General features: G+C 69.0%; 15 protein-coding genes and 6 pseudogenes. 7 read left to right on the forward strand and 14 right to left on the reverse strand.

All coding sequences use genetic code 11. The annotated features are described in order from the left end of the window. Window positions 1-32: 32 nt before the first annotated feature. Complete coding sequence (locus ACIGXP_RS14680) at window positions 33-479, reverse strand: hypothetical protein (protein ID WP_399768205.1); 447 nt, start codon at window positions 477-479, stop codon at window positions 33-35. A gap of 198 nt (window positions 480-677) precedes the next feature. Between ACIGXP_RS14680 and ACIGXP_RS14685 the strand changes: the two are divergent. Beyond that, window positions 678-830: pseudogene (locus ACIGXP_RS14685) on the forward strand (IS982 family transposase); the annotation flags it as partial. A gap of 339 nt (window positions 831-1169) precedes the next feature. On the opposite strand, the pseudogene ACIGXP_RS14690 reads toward ACIGXP_RS14685, so the two are convergent. The 3 genes and pseudogenes from ACIGXP_RS14690 to ACIGXP_RS14700 all read right to left on the reverse strand — a co-directional run. Next, window positions 1170-1331 (reverse strand): annotated as a pseudogene (locus ACIGXP_RS14690) (AraC family transcriptional regulator); the annotation flags it as partial. 201 nt (window positions 1332-1532) lie between these two features. After that, window positions 1533-2150, reverse strand: a complete 618-nt coding sequence (locus tag ACIGXP_RS14695; RefSeq protein WP_399768208.1) for a VOC family protein — start codon at window positions 2148-2150, stop codon at window positions 1533-1535. Between the two features lie 325 nt (window positions 2151-2475). Further along, a complete protein-coding gene (locus ACIGXP_RS14700) occupies window positions 2476-3024 on the reverse strand; it encodes a hypothetical protein (protein WP_399768211.1) in 549 nt (182 codons plus the stop codon). Window positions 3025-3419: 395 nt separating this feature from the next. On the opposite strand from ACIGXP_RS14700, the pseudogene ACIGXP_RS14705 reads away from it, so the two are divergent. Then, window positions 3420-3719: pseudogene (locus tag ACIGXP_RS14705) on the forward strand (IS630 family transposase); the annotation flags it as partial. Window positions 3720-3786: 67 nt separating this feature from the next. Here the strand turns inward: ACIGXP_RS14705 and ACIGXP_RS14710 are convergent. Further along, window positions 3787-4431: a dihydrofolate reductase family protein gene (locus ACIGXP_RS14710; RefSeq protein ID WP_399768213.1), complete on the reverse strand. Its 645-nt coding sequence runs from the start codon at window positions 4429-4431 to the stop codon at window positions 3787-3789. Between the two features lie 427 nt (window positions 4432-4858). Here ACIGXP_RS14710 and ACIGXP_RS14715 point away from each other — a divergent pair. Further along, window positions 4859-5061 (forward strand): annotated as a pseudogene (locus ACIGXP_RS14715) (glycoside hydrolase family 19 protein); the annotation flags it as partial. 545 nt (window positions 5062-5606) lie between these two features. On the opposite strand, the gene ACIGXP_RS14720 reads toward ACIGXP_RS14715, so the two are convergent. From ACIGXP_RS14720 to ACIGXP_RS14745, 6 genes and pseudogenes are all read right to left on the reverse strand, one after another. Further along, window positions 5607-6128 (reverse strand): nitroreductase family protein, encoded by a 522-nt coding sequence (locus tag ACIGXP_RS14720; protein WP_399768217.1) that lies wholly within the window; start codon window positions 6126-6128, stop codon window positions 5607-5609. 155 nt (window positions 6129-6283) lie between these two features. Next, on the reverse strand, window positions 6284-7012 hold the full coding sequence (locus ACIGXP_RS14725; protein WP_399768220.1) for an SDR family oxidoreductase: 729 nt from the start codon (window positions 7010-7012) through the stop codon (window positions 6284-6286). 165 nt (window positions 7013-7177) lie between these two features. Further along, window positions 7178-8362 (reverse strand): cytochrome P450, encoded by a 1185-nt coding sequence (locus ACIGXP_RS14730; protein WP_363220692.1) that lies wholly within the window; start codon window positions 8360-8362, stop codon window positions 7178-7180. A gap of 31 nt (window positions 8363-8393) precedes the next feature. After that, window positions 8394-9749, reverse strand: a complete 1356-nt coding sequence (locus ACIGXP_RS14735) for an NAD(P)/FAD-dependent oxidoreductase (RefSeq protein ID WP_399768224.1) — start codon at window positions 9747-9749, stop codon at window positions 8394-8396. After that, window positions 9739-9948 carry a ferredoxin gene (locus ACIGXP_RS14740; RefSeq protein ID WP_399768432.1) on the reverse strand — a complete coding sequence of 70 codons (210 nt, stop codon included), beginning with the start codon at window positions 9946-9948 and terminating at the stop codon, window positions 9739-9741. The genes ACIGXP_RS14735 and ACIGXP_RS14740 overlap by 11 nt, the downstream gene beginning before the upstream one ends. A 102-nt stretch (window positions 9949-10050) precedes the next feature. Continuing rightward, window positions 10051-10337, reverse strand: a pseudogene (locus tag ACIGXP_RS14745) (glycoside hydrolase family 15 protein); the annotation flags it as partial. Window positions 10338-10946: 609 nt separating this feature from the next. Here ACIGXP_RS14745 and ACIGXP_RS14750 point away from each other — a divergent pair. The 3 genes from ACIGXP_RS14750 to ACIGXP_RS14760 all read left to right on the forward strand — a co-directional run bounded on the left by ACIGXP_RS14750 (window position 10947) and on the right by ACIGXP_RS14760 (window position 13368). Beyond that, a complete protein-coding gene (locus tag ACIGXP_RS14750; protein ID WP_399768227.1) occupies window positions 10947-11978 on the forward strand; it encodes a zinc-dependent alcohol dehydrogenase family protein in 1032 nt (343 codons plus the stop codon). 177 nt (window positions 11979-12155) lie between these two features. After that, entirely contained in the window at window positions 12156-12620 is a 465-nt protein-coding gene (locus tag ACIGXP_RS14755) for an SDR family NAD(P)-dependent oxidoreductase (protein ID WP_399768229.1), read from the forward strand. Next, window positions 12610-13368: an SDR family oxidoreductase gene (locus ACIGXP_RS14760; RefSeq protein ID WP_399768232.1), complete on the forward strand. Its 759-nt coding sequence runs from the start codon at window positions 12610-12612 to the stop codon at window positions 13366-13368. The genes ACIGXP_RS14755 and ACIGXP_RS14760 overlap by 11 nt, the downstream gene beginning before the upstream one ends. A 279-nt stretch (window positions 13369-13647) precedes the next feature. On the opposite strand, the gene ACIGXP_RS14765 is transcribed toward ACIGXP_RS14760, so the two are convergent. The 3 genes and pseudogenes from ACIGXP_RS14765 to ACIGXP_RS14775 all read right to left on the reverse strand — a co-directional run bounded on the left by ACIGXP_RS14765 (window position 13648) and on the right by ACIGXP_RS14775 (window position 14817). Continuing rightward, window positions 13648-13782, reverse strand: a complete 135-nt coding sequence (locus ACIGXP_RS14765) for a hypothetical protein (protein ID WP_399768234.1) — start codon at window positions 13780-13782, stop codon at window positions 13648-13650. A 25-nt stretch (window positions 13783-13807) separates the two neighbouring features. Then, window positions 13808-14203, reverse strand: a pseudogene (locus tag ACIGXP_RS14770) (glycoside hydrolase family 15 protein); the annotation flags it as partial. A gap of 122 nt (window positions 14204-14325) precedes the next feature. Next, window positions 14326-14817, reverse strand: coding sequence for a winged helix-turn-helix transcriptional regulator (locus ACIGXP_RS14775; RefSeq protein ID WP_399768238.1), 492 nt, complete (start codon window positions 14815-14817; stop codon window positions 14326-14328). A 108-nt stretch (window positions 14818-14925) separates the two neighbouring features. On the opposite strand from ACIGXP_RS14775, the gene ACIGXP_RS14780 reads away from it, so the two are divergent. Further along, window positions 14926-15624, forward strand: coding sequence for an SDR family oxidoreductase (locus tag ACIGXP_RS14780; protein ID WP_363221191.1), 699 nt, complete (start codon window positions 14926-14928; stop codon window positions 15622-15624). The last annotated feature ends 11 nt before the right edge of the window (window positions 15625-15635 follow it).

Genomic DNA, 15635 nt, shown 5'->3' on the forward strand with positions numbered 1-15635 from the left:
TCCAAATCGGTCGTCACGATGGCACCGGGCACTCACTCCGGTACGGGCGAGAACGCGGTCCGGCGACGGTAGTAGTGCACCGTGACGGCACCCAGCAGCGGACCCCATAGCAGCAGTGGGGCGTAGACGATGTTGAGCAGCCAGGTGCCCCAGGTGGATGCGTCCATGTCCGCATTGAGCGAGGTGTAGACGAACAGCACACCATAGACCGACGTCGCCAGCGCGCCGAAACCCGCCAGGATGGTGGCCGGCACGACCGGGACTCGTTGCCCGCGCAGATACGGGATCCAGCGCGGCCAGGTCTCGCCCCAGCTCTGCACGAGCCCGAGGGTCAGGAGGGCCAAGAGCTCGGAGACCAGGCTGAGCACGACAAGGTAGAACGATCCCCAGCCAGGGGCATGCAACCGGTCGTACTCGGACTGGGCCAGCCCGACCGGAAGGCCCACTGCGATGGCCAGGCGCCACAACCCCGAGGGCACATTGCTCAATGCTGCGCCCACAGCGGCACGTTGCGCCCAACGCGGTATGTTCGGCAGCGAATTCACTCTCAGCATGTGATCCACACTGCCGCGCGAGTGCGCCGTCACACGTCGGTCTGCGGTCGTGTCCTCCTCACCCGAGCGGCGGACTCACGACTGCGACCGCCGATGCTTGACAGGGGGAGCACGGCAGCCGCTGGCTCCGACCTGGCCGGCTGGGCGAACTACGGCTACTGCCGCTCCCACTCCCGCTTCTACCGGGGCCTGAAACTGCACCTGGTGTGCACCCCGGCCGGACGGCCCGTCACCTGGGCCCGGGGCGACCCCAAGACCGACGAACGATCCGTGGTACCCGTCCCAGGGCCGCGCCCATGCCTATACGACCGCGGCCAGTGACCTCCGACAGGACTTCGACGAACTCGCATCACGCTACGACCGGGCTCCGTCAGCGCGCCTCGCACGGACGAGCAGGGCGAGCGCTCCGGACGCTCCAGGCTGACGCCCTCACTGTGTAAGACCTCGCGGTTCGCGTCATCGCGGAGCTCGCCAGTATGCGGAACCTGGCTGGCTCACGCCGGCCCCCTTCAAGGCGCCGCGACGAGGCTGATGACGTGGCCGTCAGGAGAGTGCGACGGCCTGGGCGGGCGCGCACCAGCGTGCCGGAGCACTGGGCGCCGATCAGCCGGCGCGGCGCTGCCCTGTCACCTCGACGCCGTTCATCGACATGACGACCGGCGTCGGCGTCGTGACAAGAGCCTCCCAGCCGTCCCCGCGGCACCGATTGATCAGCGCGGAAGCTATGCAGCTGTCGAGTTCGTTGAACCCGTCGAAGGTGACCATTGCCACCTGCACGCAACTCCCTCAAGTACGGAGTCCGCGCTCCCTGCAGTCTCCCTGAGGCCGCCCTTACCAGACGAGGGCCAATGTGCTGCTTGTGGCCGCCGGGCATCGCTGGGAGCCTGTACCGAAGCAGGTGAGGACGCGCATCAGCCCCAGGTCGAGTCCCCCATCGGCAGGAGCACCTCGGTAATTCACTGCCCAAGGACGGTGCGGTCACGACGGCAGTTCGGTCCCGGCCTGCTCACTCACCATGTACTGGGCGTACCAGTCCGGCCAGTTCGGGTCCTCCGCACCGATGCTTGCCTCATGCTCCCCGTGCGCGGCCGCGGCGCGGCGCAGCGCGCTCGCCAAGTCCTCGGCCGAGGCGAACGTCGTGGTCGCGGGATCGAGGCGTCCCGGGAGCCGGGTCGTGACCTCCTGGAGAAGCCAGCCGTTGCCGTCCGGGTCGCTGAAGGACAGGAACGAGCTGTAGCTCGTGCGCTGCGGATCCGGCCCCGGCAGCCGGGCCTCTGTCCCGGCGTGGTGGAAGACGCCGCCGGCGTCGTGGAACACCTCGCTCGGCTCGGCGCCGACCCGTTTCAACTCATCGTATGCGGCGTTGATGTCGTCCACGATCAGGTGCATGCCCTGAGCCGAGCCCGGCGTCTGGGACGTGACCGAGGTGCCGAAGATGACCGACGCCGACGAGCCCGGCGGCGTCACCTGCACCACCCGGAAGTTCTCGTCAGGGGCGATGTCCGCGTCCAGCCTCCAGCCCAATCGCGTGTAAAAGCTCCTGGCCCGGTCGACGTCGGACACCGGCACCACCACGACTTCGAGTTTCATGTCCATGACCGACACTTCCTGCGCTCGTAACAAGATGCCGCTATGACGAGACTCGCACGGCCGGACGCGGGCCGCGCCCGGGAATCCGGCAGACGGTGGCCCGGTCCACGCCGGGGCCAGTTGTCGGAGGGAGGCGAGGGCCAGGATGGCCCGGGCGGGGATTCGGGCGCAGGCGCTCGGCGGGCTGGCCTGGCCGAACACCTTCGGGGCTCCGCACCGACAGGCGTGATCCTGGGCTCACGATGCTCGGGCGGCGGTCCAGAAGCAAACCACACACCCATCAGCAGGGAGCCGTGGCGCGCAGGGGCATCGGCCGTCGGCGGCAGGCGGCTTACGGTCTCTGGCCGACGGTGCCGATGCCGAGTCGGCTGAGCAGCCAGAAGGTGATTGCGGTACCGGTGCCGTAGGCGACGTGCGCGCCCAGATCCCAGGCCACGATCTCGGCGTCGTACTGCCAGATCGGCTTGTAGAGCCCTGCGATCGGCAAGGTGACGTAGTCACCGGCGAACACTGCGGCACCGAAAGCCACGCCATACACGGGGGAGGGCCTGGGCAGTGATCCGGCCAGGAGGCCGTAGGCCGCGCCGGCCACTGATCCGTAGGCCCAGTGCGCGGCGGTGCTGGTGAGCCAGGCAGAGCCATCAGGAAGCCGGCGCTGGGTGAAGCCCTCGATCACCCGCTTCGCCACCTGCCCCGGAGCGGGGGCCTTCTCCCAGCTCTCGACCGGCGCGAATTCCCAGGCGAGCGGGCTGTCCGTCCCCCCTGCGCGACGGTACTTCAGGTAATGGACGGCATCCAGGCACACCGTCCCCGCCACCCCGGCCAGCAGGCCGGCCGCCACCGCCGTGAGGGGAGTCGGCGGATTCCTCTGGGAGCGCATGACGCAATCTCCTCATCGATCGGGGCCGGGAAGGAAGGTCGTTGTTCTTCAGCGCCCGGACTGCGGTTGGGGGCATCGAGCCCGCATCGAGTATCCGGCGGCCAGGACGGGCGCGCACGAGGAGAACGTTCGCGGGCGCGAGCGGTGAGGGACCTGCGGCGGGCGGTAGTGAGCGGTCCTGCGGAAGCAGCTGACCGCAGGGGGCACCCGTCTGCCGAACCACATACCCACCGGGACAACCTGAATGGGCGACCCCATTCGCTCATCTGAAGCTACGACGTTGTGGCCTGAGTCGCCGCCTCGACAGCGCCGCATACGCACCACCTTCGCCGCAGGGGTGACCGCGGCGGCTCTGTCGGCTGAGCCTGTCCCTGCGCCCAGACTGACCGATCAGGAGGGCAGAAGTTGCAGCAGATCGTGCGCCATGGCAGTACCGCGAGCAAGTGTTCGACAAGTACGGGCCGCTGGGGATCCGGCCCACCGCCAGATCCTGCTGGGCGAAGCAGGGCATGCCCGACCGCCTGCCCGCGACCTACCGCCGCACCCACGGCGTCACTTACGTCCACGGCGGACTCTCCGTCGGTGACGACCGGCTGTGGGCGTCGACCACCGCCACAAGGGCACCGCCAACACCCTGGCCGCGCTGAACTCAATCCCGGCCGCACGAACCCGACGGCGCACCGATCTACATCATCGAGAAGGGCATCCGCCGGGGCGGACGCCACCTTGCAGTCGCAGCCTGAACCCGAGTGGGCCCCCGCGTCACCTTCGCCAGAACAGGTGGTGCATCACGCCGCTCCGGCTGGGCACGACCTCCAGGCAGAACCGGTCGAGCAGCTCGTCGGGGGAGTCCCACAGCGGTAGTCCGGACCCGAGCTTCACCGGCGAGACCGCCACATGCATGGTGTCGACGAGGTCAGCAGCAAGGAACTGCCGGATGGTGGTGACCCCGCCGCCGAGCCGGACGTCCTTGCCCTGTGCCGCTTCCCGCGCCTGTTCGAGGACCGTGGCCGGGTCGCCGTCGACGAAGTGGAACGTGGTGTCGGAGAGCGTGAACGACGGGCGCTTGTGGTGGGTCATGACGAACACCGGCGTGCGGAACGGAGGCTCTTCCCCCCACCAGCCGCGCCACTCGTGGTCCTGCCAGGGCCCGCGCTGAGGCCCGAACTTGTTGCGGCCCATGATCTCGGCACCGATGTTGCGGGCGAAGTCTCGCGTGAAGTAGTCGTCGAGGCCCCGGTTCCCCCCAGGATCCGTGCGCATGGGCCAGCTCGCCGTGGCTCCGGCCCAGGCGAACAACCTCTCGGGATGGTCGTGGCCGAACGGTCGCTCGAGACTCTGGTGCTCACCGGCACCGATTCCGTCACTCGAGACGTTGAAGTTCATGACTCTCAGCAGTTGATCCATGTGTTTCCTCCTCAGGTCCCGGCATCGTGTGGCTGGGCGCCGCACACCATGACGTCGAACGGGATGTCTCCGGATCGACAGCAGCCCCCACTTTTTCCAGGGCATGCCAGGACACGGCGATGTGACCGTTCCCACCGCCAACCCGGCGAACCTTCCCGCCAAGGCCACGGCCGCCGCCGTGGGGCTCGTCGTCGATGCGATGGCCCTGACGCCCGGCGGCAGTCGGGTGGCTCTCCGGTTGTCTTCCTGCGGCTTTCAGCGGGCGTTCAGCCGCTTCAGCGAGGACTCAGCATCGGCAGGCCATGGTGGGTGCATCGGCGGATCAAGGGTTCGCCGGGGTACAGATCCCTCGCAGAAAGGTGACACTTCTGAACCACTCCAGCTCCACCGTCGTGAAGCGCCCCGGTATGGCGATCGCCGTGGCGGTTGGAACACCCAGACCGGAGCAGGCACGAGCGTCCCTCACAACGCCATGGTCAGCAGGGCCGGCTTCGGCCAGACCGTCCGCAGCATCAACGGCAGGCGTGAGTGCGACGGCCAAACCCCGCCCAGATGCCAAACCGCGTCAACCTCTACCGGCGCTGCTCCCAGCTCCTCGGCGTCGACCCCGGCGCCAATCTCACCTGCTAGCCCGGCAGCGGACGGCCGGAACCACGACCTGCCAGGAACAGGGGTTTCCGGCCGCCACCCCCGGCTCGGCTCTGCGACCACTTCCATGGTGAAGCAGCGCCCTCGCTCACCGACGTCTCCCACATGCTCGGAAGGATCCTGCGATCACCCGATCTCTGCGTTTACGGCGCCTACTTGCCGGTGCGTTCGCCGCGGCGGCGGCCTTTGCCGGCGTTGTTGCGGCACCCATGTCGCCGGCCGTTGCCGCGGCACCTGCCGGCGCCCACAAGGCAACGTCTGCGGACGCCACCTGCTGGGCCACGCGCTACGGCTCCGATGAACCAGCGAGGTCGCTGACGAAGGAAACGGCTCTGATCGAGTAGATGCTGAGCGCCCGCGAACCCCACAACGACTGCGAGTTGGTCGCTGTACCGTGCAGGGCCCCATTCGGGGAGAGATCGTCGCAACAGCTGTACCTCGTCCTCGGCCAAGAGGTCGCGCGGCCTCACCGTGTGGTCCTGACACGGCTCGGCCCCCTGACTCGTCCTTGCCGCAACGCAGCCCGATCAGACCCGGCTGTTGCCGTCGGCGCCAAGGGGAGTGCAGCGGGACGAGGGACGGAGCGTACTGATCCTCACCTTCGACGAATGTGACGGTCTCGTCGAGCGGTGCCGGCCCGTATGCCTGTACTCGACCGTGACGTCCTCGAACCCGATCGACATGCCACAGAAGAAAATGAGCTCGTCCGGGGGTGACAGGATCTCCGCGACGGTCTCGCGATACACCGACCACGCCATCTGCGGGCAGCTGTGCAGACCTTCGGAGCGGAGTAGCAGCATGACGGTCTGCAGATACATTCCCACGTCGGACCATTGGGGTCGGCCCATGTCGCGGTCGATGTAGCAGAACAGGGCGGCGGGCGCGCCGAAACAGTCCCCGTTCGCGGAAGCGGCCCGCTGGCGCGCCTCCCAGTCCTCACGGGCAATGCCGAGTGCGCTGTAGCGCTCCTGGCCGCACATAAGTACGCCACGGCTGGAGGTTGACCCGGACGGCGCCCAGGCCGCGGCGGAGAGCACGCGCTCCAGCACTGCCCTCGGTACTTGCCGGCTGGTGAATCCCCGAACCGCTCGCCGGCTCGTGACCGCCGGTGCGTCCAACGCTGTGCGCGCGAGGCGGGCCGTTGGCGAGGTGGGCGACAGGGTGGCTCTTCGGGGTCTGCGCACCTCAGGAGGGGGCGAGCGGGTCAGGAGAGCCAGTCGGTGTAGCGGGTGGGGGCGAGGTGGGCGTGCTCGTCGGTGAGGACGTCGCCCTTGACGGCGGCGAACATGCCGGCGGTGGGGTCGGTGACGACCGCGCGGTTGTCGCCCTTGTGGGACAGGGTGATGCGGCCCAGCTCGTCCAGGGGGAAGATCTCGGGGCCGGCGATGTTGCGAATGCCGTTCAGCGGGGCGCCTGCGGCGACCTGCGCCACCGCGTTGGCCACGTCCTTGGCGGCGATCGGCTGGATTGGCGTGGCGGGCAACCGGACAGTCTCGCCGTCGGCGGTCCAGGACATGACGGCGTCCATGAACTCCATGAACTGTGTCGCCCGGACGATCGAGTAGGGGACCGGCCCGGCCGCGAGGATCTGCTCCTGGAGCACCTTCGCCTTGTAGTAGTCCAGCTCCGGCACCTGGTCCGCCCCGACGATCGAGAGGATGACGAAGTGACCGACGCCGCTCTTGTGGGCCGCGGCCAGGAGGTTGTCCATCGAGGTCCGGAAGAAGGCCGGGGAGGCTTCGTCGAAGGTCGGGGAGTTCGTCAGATTGACGACGACGTCGGCTCCCGCCACCGCCTGATCCAGTCCCTGGCCGCTGATGACGTCGACCCCGGTGGACTTCGAGTGGGGTACCGCCTCGTGGCCGGCGGCGATCAGATCAGTGACGACCTGCGATCCGATCAGCCCGGTACCGCCGATGACTGCGATCTTCATAGGGTGCCCTTCCTTGAGATTACGTGGGCAGAGAGTCGTCGACCGCTCGGGGCAGGTGCCATGTCGACATTTCAGCTGGCCGCAGGGCCAAGGCACTCGGCACATGGCCGCGCGAACGCAGTGCCAGGTGCCGCAGTCTCTGGTGCCCTTGTTGCCGGCCGGACCTCACAGGTGGATCGGGAGGTGGCGGGGGCCGCGGAGCATGGCGTTCTGCCGATACGGGGGCGGGTCCTCCACGAGGCGTGCCGTGCCGAGGTGGGGGAGCAGTGCGCCGAGTGCGGCCTGCGCTTCCAGACGGGCGAGGGGTCCGCCGTAGCAGATATGGATGCCGCTGCCGAAGCCGAGGTGCTGGTTGTCGGCCCGGGTGGGGTCGAACCGGTCGGGATCGTGGAACCGCTTGGGGTCGCGGTTGCCTGACGCCAGCGCCAGGATGACGGACGCCCCTCGGGGGACGGGGGTGCCGGCGATGTCCATGTCGGCGCGCGGGATGCGTTCGCGCATGTGGACCGGGGGTTCATAGCGCAGCAGCTCCTCCACGGCTCGTGGCAGCAGCTCGGGTTCACGGCGCAGGTGGTCCAGATGTTCGGGCTGGCGCAGGAAGGTGAGCACCCCATTGGTGATCAGGTTGACCGTGGTCTCATGACCCGCGATGAGCAGGAGCACGGCCGTCTCGGCGAGTTCCTGCTGGGTGAGCCGCAGCGCAGGATCCGGCTCGTTGACGAACGCCGAGAGCATGTCGTCGGTCGGCTTGCCGCGGCGCTGTTCGGCCAGGTTCAGCAGGTACCCGCCCATCTCCATGCGGGCCTGGTCGCCGGCCTTGTCCGTCTCGGTGGTGTCCGCGCCGGGCCGGACGTCAGCGGCGGCGACGAGGGCGTCGGACCAGGCCCGGAACAGCGGCTCGTCCTCGCGCGGCACGCCGAGCAGGCGGCAGATGACCGTGACGGGAAGTGGGTAGGCGAAGTCGTCGACGAGATCGATCTGCTCGCCCGCCTGGAAGGACGCCAGCAGTTCCTTGGTGATCCGGTCGATCTCGCCACGCATGCCGTCGACGCGCCGGGGGCTGTGTGGCGGGCCGAAGGGCCGCATGGCCAGGGTGCGCAGTCTGTGGTGTTCAGGATCGTCGAGCCGCAGGAACGGCAGTTGCTGTGCTTCCCGGCCGCCGGTACGGGGATCGACACTCATCCGAGGGTCGTGGAGCAGGGCGGCGATCTCGTGGTAGGTGCCGGTCAGATAGGTGCCGTCAACCTGCTGAACCACGGGACCTGCCTCGCGGAGTTCGGCGTACAGCGGGTAGGGGTTGGGGCGGCTGGCATAGTCGGTGATGCGTTCCAGCAAGGTCTCGGAGGCCATCAGGGCTCCTCGTAGTTGAGCGGTACGTGGGCTACACCACGGTCAGCCGGCGGTCGGGAAGGTGACCGGTGAGCGCGACGGTCGGGCCGTGGGACAGCACCGACGGATCCGGTACGTCGGACGGAATCGGAACGTCGGCCGCGATCGCCCGGTCGGCCGCGCCGGGCGGGGGCGGGAACGGGGCGGCCGTTTCGATCAGGTGCCGGTAGTAGTTGAGCGACTTGGCCATGTCGACGGTGACGGCGGCGGTGACCCGGCCCCTGTAGCCGTAGACCATGGCGAGCCGGCGCGCCTCCAGGGAACCCTGCGCGATGACGACGTGATCGGAGTAGGTGGGCACGCCCACCGACTTGATGTTGAGCCCGAACTGCGTCGACCAGAACACGGGGATGGACAGGTGCGGGCGCTGCAGCGGTGCAGGGTTGACCATGTTGTGCGCCGCCACCTCGGCCTGCTCCACCGCGTTCCCCCAGTGCTCCAGGGACAGCATCTGGTAGCCGAACAGCGGATGGGGAAAGCGGGAGACGTCGCCGGCCACGAAGACGTCGTCGGTGACGATCCCGTACATGTTGAAGGCGCGGCAGCCTGCGTCGCAGGCGATCCCGCGCGGGCCCGCCGCCAGTCCGGAGTCCGCCAGCCACTCCACATTGCGGACCGCCCCGAGCGCCACGACGCACACGTCCGCCTCGACACGGCTGCCGTCGGACAGCTGCGCACCGGTGAAGGCGCCGTTCCCGTTCAGGGCGGTGACCGTCACCCCGGTGCGCAGGTCCACGCCGTGGTTGCGCTGCATGACGGCCGCGAGCTTCGACAGCGTGCCGCCGAGCGCGCCCACCAGCGGTGCGGGGCCGCGTTCGGCGACTGTGACCTGCAGCTCCAGTTCACGGCAGGCGGAAGCGATCTCCGAGCCGGTGAAGCCGGCGCCGATCACCAGTACCCGCTCCGGCCCGGCGGCCAGCCGCTCGGCCAGCCCCTTCCCGTCCTCGCGCGTGCGGAGGGTGAACACCCCGTCCAGGGCGGCTTCCCCAGGGTTGGGCCAGGGCCGCGCCCGGGTGCCGGTAGCGATCAGGAGCCGGTCGTACGGCAGCGACTCGCCGTCTTCCAGCAGCACCCGTTTGGCCAGCAGGTCCACACCGGTGGCGCGGACGCCCAGCCGCCACTCGGCCTCGGGGTCGCGGCGCTGCGGCAGCTCGGTGGTGTCCGCCGTCGCCTGCCCGAGCAGCACCTGCTTGGACAGTGGCGGCCGGTCGTAGGGCGCATGGGGCTCGTCGCCGACTACGGTCAGTGAGCCGGTGAAGCCTTCCTCACGCAGAGCCTCCGCGGCCCGCAGTCCGGCCAGCGACGCGCCGACGATGACGATACGGCCGTCCTTGAGGTCATCGGGCACCGGTACTCACCTCTTCACCGAGGAGGATGGCCTGGACGGGACATGCCGCGGCGGCCTGGCGCACGCGTTCTACCTGATCGTCGGGCACGGCCGTGGCATACAGCAGGCCTTCCTCGCCGTGCAGCTCGAACACGTCCGGCGCGAGGAACACGCACTGGGCGTAGCCCTGGCAGCGAGTGAGATCGACAACGGTCCGCATCGTCACCACTTCCTCCGCTGTCTCACCCCCCTCATCTCCAGCATGGGTGGAGATGAGGGGGCTCGCACGGTGACTGCCGAGGGGTCCCCCCCCCGTCCGCCGTCAGCCCAGGGCGCAGTGGAGGTTGAATGCAGCACTGATCAGGACAAGGTGCGTAAACGCCTGAGGGAAGTTGCCCAGTTGCTCGCCGGTGTGGCTGATCTCCTCGGCGTACAGGCCGACATGGTTGGCGTAGGTGAGAACCTGGTCAGCGGCATCATCAGAAGTACAGCGTCCAGCACGTCGCCGCCCTGGTACTGGACGAAGGCATGCCGGATCGACGACCAGCCATGGTCCAGGATCCGCCAGTAGATCGTGGGTCCCGTCGGTGCCCACCAAGGCAGCCGTGCGCAGATCGCCGATGAGGCCGTGATCAGCGATCGGGAGATACCGGGCGGGCGGCTCCGACCGTGCGACGTGGCTTTCCACGCCGACGATCGCCGCGTCCGTCCGAGTCTGCCGACGCTGAAGAGAGGGCGCTCCACCGTTGCAGTGCTCCGGTCACTGCGCCGTACAGCAGCCCCGTGAACAGGTGCCATCAGTTTGGACGCCGGTGCGACAGTTCCCATGAGTCGAGAGCCAGTTCGCGCAGCGTGGCCCGCCGGCACCTTGCCGCCGCTCCGCTGAAGCCTCTCGCCCCCGCTCCACTGCCGGGATCAACCGGCCGCCGTGAAGAGCCCCTGTGCACCCTCCTGCTGTTGCCTTCCGGACCAGACGGGCTTCCCTGCGACCAAGTGCTGAATGCGACGCTGCTCGACTGCGTCGCCACCCTCATCGACGAATGCGCCACGTCCCATGTCCCCCTCGCGGAACGGAGCGGGTCCGCCGCCGAGAACCTTCCTGAGGCCAGGGGTAGCGTGAAGTGACGGACACCCAGCTGAACTCGTGCTGCGGCGAAAGGCCCTGGGCGGGCCGTTCGGGCCCAGATGAGAGATGGAAGACCACTCATGCCTCGATCCATGCGCGCGCTCGTAGCTGTGGAGGCCGGCGAGCCCACTGATGTGCTGCGGCTGGAATCCCGGCCCATTCCCGTGCCGAAAGCCGGTCAGGCGTTGATCCGTGTGAAGGCGACCCCGGTTCACGCGAGTGATCTGCACGTGCTGCGCGGCCGCTACGGCTTCTCCCCGACGTTTCCCGCTGTCGGGGGCAACATGGAGTGCGTGGGTCGTATCGAGGCTCTGGGCCCGGACACCGAGGGGCTGCAGGTCGGTGAGCGCGTGGTGGCCGCTGCGGTCCCCGCGGTACCCGGACCCCCTGTGGCCGGCACCTGGCAGGAATACCTCGTGGCCGATACACACAGGCTTCTGCCGGTGCCCGACCATCTGAGCGACTCCAGCGCCTGCCAACTCGCCGTCAATCCGTTGACCGCGCTGCTCCTCGTAACGCGCGAACTCGACGTACAGCCGGGTGAATGGCTTCTGCAGACGGCCGCGGGCTCCACCGTCGGCCGGCTCGTCATCCAGCTCTCCCGGCACCTGGGTATCCGCACGATCAACGTCGTGCGGCGACGCACCGCCGTGGAGGAGATCAAGGCACTCGGCGGGGATGAGGTCATCTGCACCGAGGACGAGGACCTACTGCAGCGTGTCGCCGAGACAGCGGGGCCGGCCGGCGTGCGCAAGGCCGTCGACTGCGTGGCAGGCCCCGTGGGCGCCCAGGTGTCCCAGGCACTCGCTCCGGGAGGACAGCTGGTGGTCTACGGCGCACTCTCCACCCACCGGCAGACCGACCCCGCCGCGCTGACGATCCCGCTGCAGGCACGCTCGGTCATCTACGAGACCAAAGCAGTCCGTGGCTTCTGGCTGAACCGATGGTTCGGCACCGCCTCACCCGAGGACGCGCTGCACGCGCTGTCCCAGGTGCGCAGCCTCGTCACCGACGAGGTGCTGAGCATCCCCCAAGGCCAGCCGTTCCCCCTCGAACGCTTCACAGAAGCCGTCGCGCTCGCCGAAGCACCCGCACACGGCACCAAGCCACTGTTCGTCTTCTAAGACGGCCAGGCGGTGACATCAGGGCCCTGCAGCCGGGCACCGTCTCACATGCGTCGCTGCGGCGTTCGATGCACGCTGGTGGGGGAGAGGGCCTCTTGCGTGGACAACCTGCGTGCGTGACGACCCGGCCGTCCCGGCACGGTACGAAATCAGGTGCGGAAGCGGGAAGGAAGCGCGATGGAGATCAAAGAATCGACTGCCCTGGTCACGGGAGCCAACCGTGGCATCGGCTACGTGTTCGCCCGCGCACTGATCGCGCGGGGAGCGGCCACGGTCTACGCCGGTGTCCGCGATCCGGCGAGCGTGAGCGGCGAGGACCTGACTCCGCTGCGTCTGGACGTCACCGTGCCGGAGGAGGTCGCCGCCGCAGCCGGCGACGCCACCATTGTGATCAACAACGTCGGCGTCGGAGGCTTCACCACCAAGCTGCTGACGGGATCCTTCGACGGCGCGCGCCAGGCGGTGGAGATCAACTACTTCGGCACCTGGGCCGTGTCGCGTGCCTGCGCCCCGGTCCTCGGCACGAAGGGGCTGTCGGCAGCGGATCACCGCCTGGTTCCTGCGGCAGCTCGACGCAGTGCCGGATCAGTCCTCGGCACGAGCTCGGCAAGATCGCAGCGCAGGAGGATTCATGAACGTTGAGCCGCCTGCGGGATACGGCTCCCGCGACCAGGCCCTGCACGGGCAGACCCTCGTCGTCCTCGGCGGGAGCGCGGGTATCGGGCTGGCGACCGCACGGCTCGCCCGCAACCAGGGTGCGTCGGTGGTCCTCACCGGCAGGGACCCGGAACGGCTGCGCACCGCGGCCAAGGAAGCCGACGCGCTCAGCACCGCGGCTTTCGATGCGCACGACCCCGTGCAGCTGGAGCGGTTCTTCCAGCAACTGCCGGGGCCGATCGACCACGTGCTGGTCACCGCGGGCGGCCCGTCCTACGGCCGCCTTCTGGACATGGACGCCGAGCAGGCACGCCGGGCGATCAGCGACCACATGGTGCTCGCACTCGAGGTCGCGAGCCACTGCGCCGGCACCGTACGGCCCGGCGGCACGCTGCTGCTTCTGGGCGGCACGGGAGCCCGCCGGATCCGGGCCGCTCTCGGTGTCGCCCCCACGGTCACCGCCGCGATGCCCGCGTTCACGGCCAGTCTGGCACTCGAGCTCGCGCCGGTCCGGGTGAACCTGATCGCCCCGGGCTTCGTGGACACCCCATTGTCGGCCCGGCTGCTCGGCGACACGCTCGACGCCCGTCGCGAGGAGCTGCGCACCACGCTGCCGATCGGGCGTGTGGTCGTACCCGAGGACGTGGCGGCGCTCGCCGTGCACATCATGACCAACAGCGCACTCACAGGTGCGACGTACGACGTCGACGGGGGCCAGCAGCTCGTCGGCTGACCCACGCGTCGGTGGCGGTCATTTGCCGGGCATCGCGGTGGCCCGCGGTTGTGTGCTCCGGGCGTGATCGCGGTACTGGGCCGGAAAGGTGGCCGGCGCCGTGAGCATTTTCCTGCGGTGCTTCCTCGGCCACCCAGTGGCCGGTGCCGGGACTACGCTCCGCACGTCGTGGGCGACGCGTTTCATCGCGCCGGCGACACTCTCCCCGAGGCCCCCGGCACCGCCGGTCGCGAGGTGAATCAGCGCGCATTACTCCGGATGACACGCTGTTCGCGGCCATCATCTCCTGGGGGCCCCACACATAGGTGCACGGGAACTGTCATGACCTGCTATGTGCATGGCGCGGTCGACGGCCACCCAGCACATGAGACGGGAGAAGAGGAACTTCTTGCGTCCGCCGCGGGTCTTCCACACGCCCTCGTCCGGCTCGTCCCAGTGCTCAGACCCAGTCCACCAGCTCGCACGCCGCGCACCACTGGCCGCTGGTCAGGGGCTGGCACCACATGTCGTACAGGTAAGCGGAGCAGAGCAGGGCGCCGTAGAAGTCGAGCTGCAGCTGAGTGGCGGCGTCGTTGCCGATCCGCACAGGGGCCGAGCCGCGGTAGCCCTCCAGGTGGGAGAGCTCACGCTCGGGCAGCTCGGCTCGGCCGTCGATGCCGTACATCATCTGCAGCCGGCCGGAAGGGTCCGGGCGCTGGTCGATGTGGTGGGTGAGGGAGTCGATGAACGCCTCGGCTTCCTCGGCGAAGCCGAGCCTGAGCAGCGCATAGACAGCGAACGCGGAATCCCGTATCCATGCGTAGCGGTAGTCCCAGTTCCGGCCCCGCCGAGTTGCTCGGACAGGCCGGTGGTGGGGCTGCCACGATCGCGACCGGGGGAGCGTGCCGGTCGGCGATGGCGGGGCGGGTCACTTCTGCAGTGGAATCGTCCTGCCGGGTGTGTCAGCCGCGGCGGGGTTCAGGGACTGCTCGGGCGGACGCGAATGAGACCCGGGCCGGCGTCGACGAATGAGTCCCCGATCGGCACGTCGTGGCCGTCGTCGCAGCGGAGCACCGCGTGCACCGGGGCGCCGCAGTTCTCGTGGCGTACGACCACGGGGGGCCCTTGTTCGTCGGCGGCCCAGGTGTCGCCCCACTGCCGCAGCGCCACGATGACGGCCCGGAAGTCCCGCCCCTTCTGCGTCAGTTGATAGGCGTACCGGGTCCGCTGGCCGGGCTCCTGGTAAGGGACGCGCTCCAGGAGACCGGCGGCGGTCAGTTCTTTCAGGCGCGCTGCAGCGGCGGGTTCACCGATGCCCACACGTTTGGCGAAGTCGTCGAACCGGCGTGTGCCGAAGAACGCCTCGCGCATGATCAGCAGCGCCGTCCTGTTGCCGACGATCTCCAGAGTCCTGGCGATGGAGCAGTTGGCCATGGACCAGGCGTCCCGTTCCTCCAGCAGATCCTTCATCTCTCAACCCTCCACCTGGCTTGCCTCATGCAAAGCCAGCCTATACCGTCGTAGCTGGCTTCTGTAATCGTAAGTCAGCTCGGGTGAGTGCGCCCCGAGGGAGGAATCATGGACATCAACACTGCAACCGTCCTGGTCACCGGGGCCAACCGCGGGCTCGGCAGGGCCCTCGCCCAGGAACTGGTTGCGCGTGGCGCCACTGTGTACGCGGCGGCCCGCCGACCGGACCAGATCGATCTGCCCGGCGTGAAGGCGATACGGCTCGACGTGACCGATCCCGCCTCGGTCGCCGCGGCTGCCGAGGAGGCCCGTGACATCACGGTGCTGATCAACAACGCGGGCAGTTCCACGGGCGCCGATCTGCTGACCGGCAGCTGGGACGCCGTCCGCCTGGAGATGGAGACCCACTACCTGGGCACCCTCGGCATGATCCGGGCCTTCGCTCCCGTGATCGAGTCCCAGGGCGGAGGCGCCGTCCTGAACATCCTGTCCGCGCTGTCGTGGATCAGCTTTCCCGCCGTCGGCGCCTACGCCGCCGCCAAGTCCGCGGAGTGGAGCATGACCAACGCGGTGCGCCAGCAGCTCGCACCCCGGGGAATCACCGTGTCCGGACTCCACGTCGGCTACATGGACACCGACATGGCCCGCCATGTCAACGGGCCCAAGACCGACCCGGCGGACGTCGCCCGCGCGGCCGTCGACGGCATTGCCTCCGGGGCTGCCGAGATCGTCGTCGACGACCGCAGCCGGCAGGTCCAGGCCGACCTCTCCGGTGGCGTCGGCGCCCTGTACCCGCAGCTCGGCTGAGACGAGGACCC

It is taken from the genome of Streptomyces sp. NPDC053069, from assembly GCF_044546895.1.
Taxonomy (GTDB): domain Bacteria; phylum Actinomycetota; class Actinomycetes; order Streptomycetales; family Streptomycetaceae; genus Streptomyces.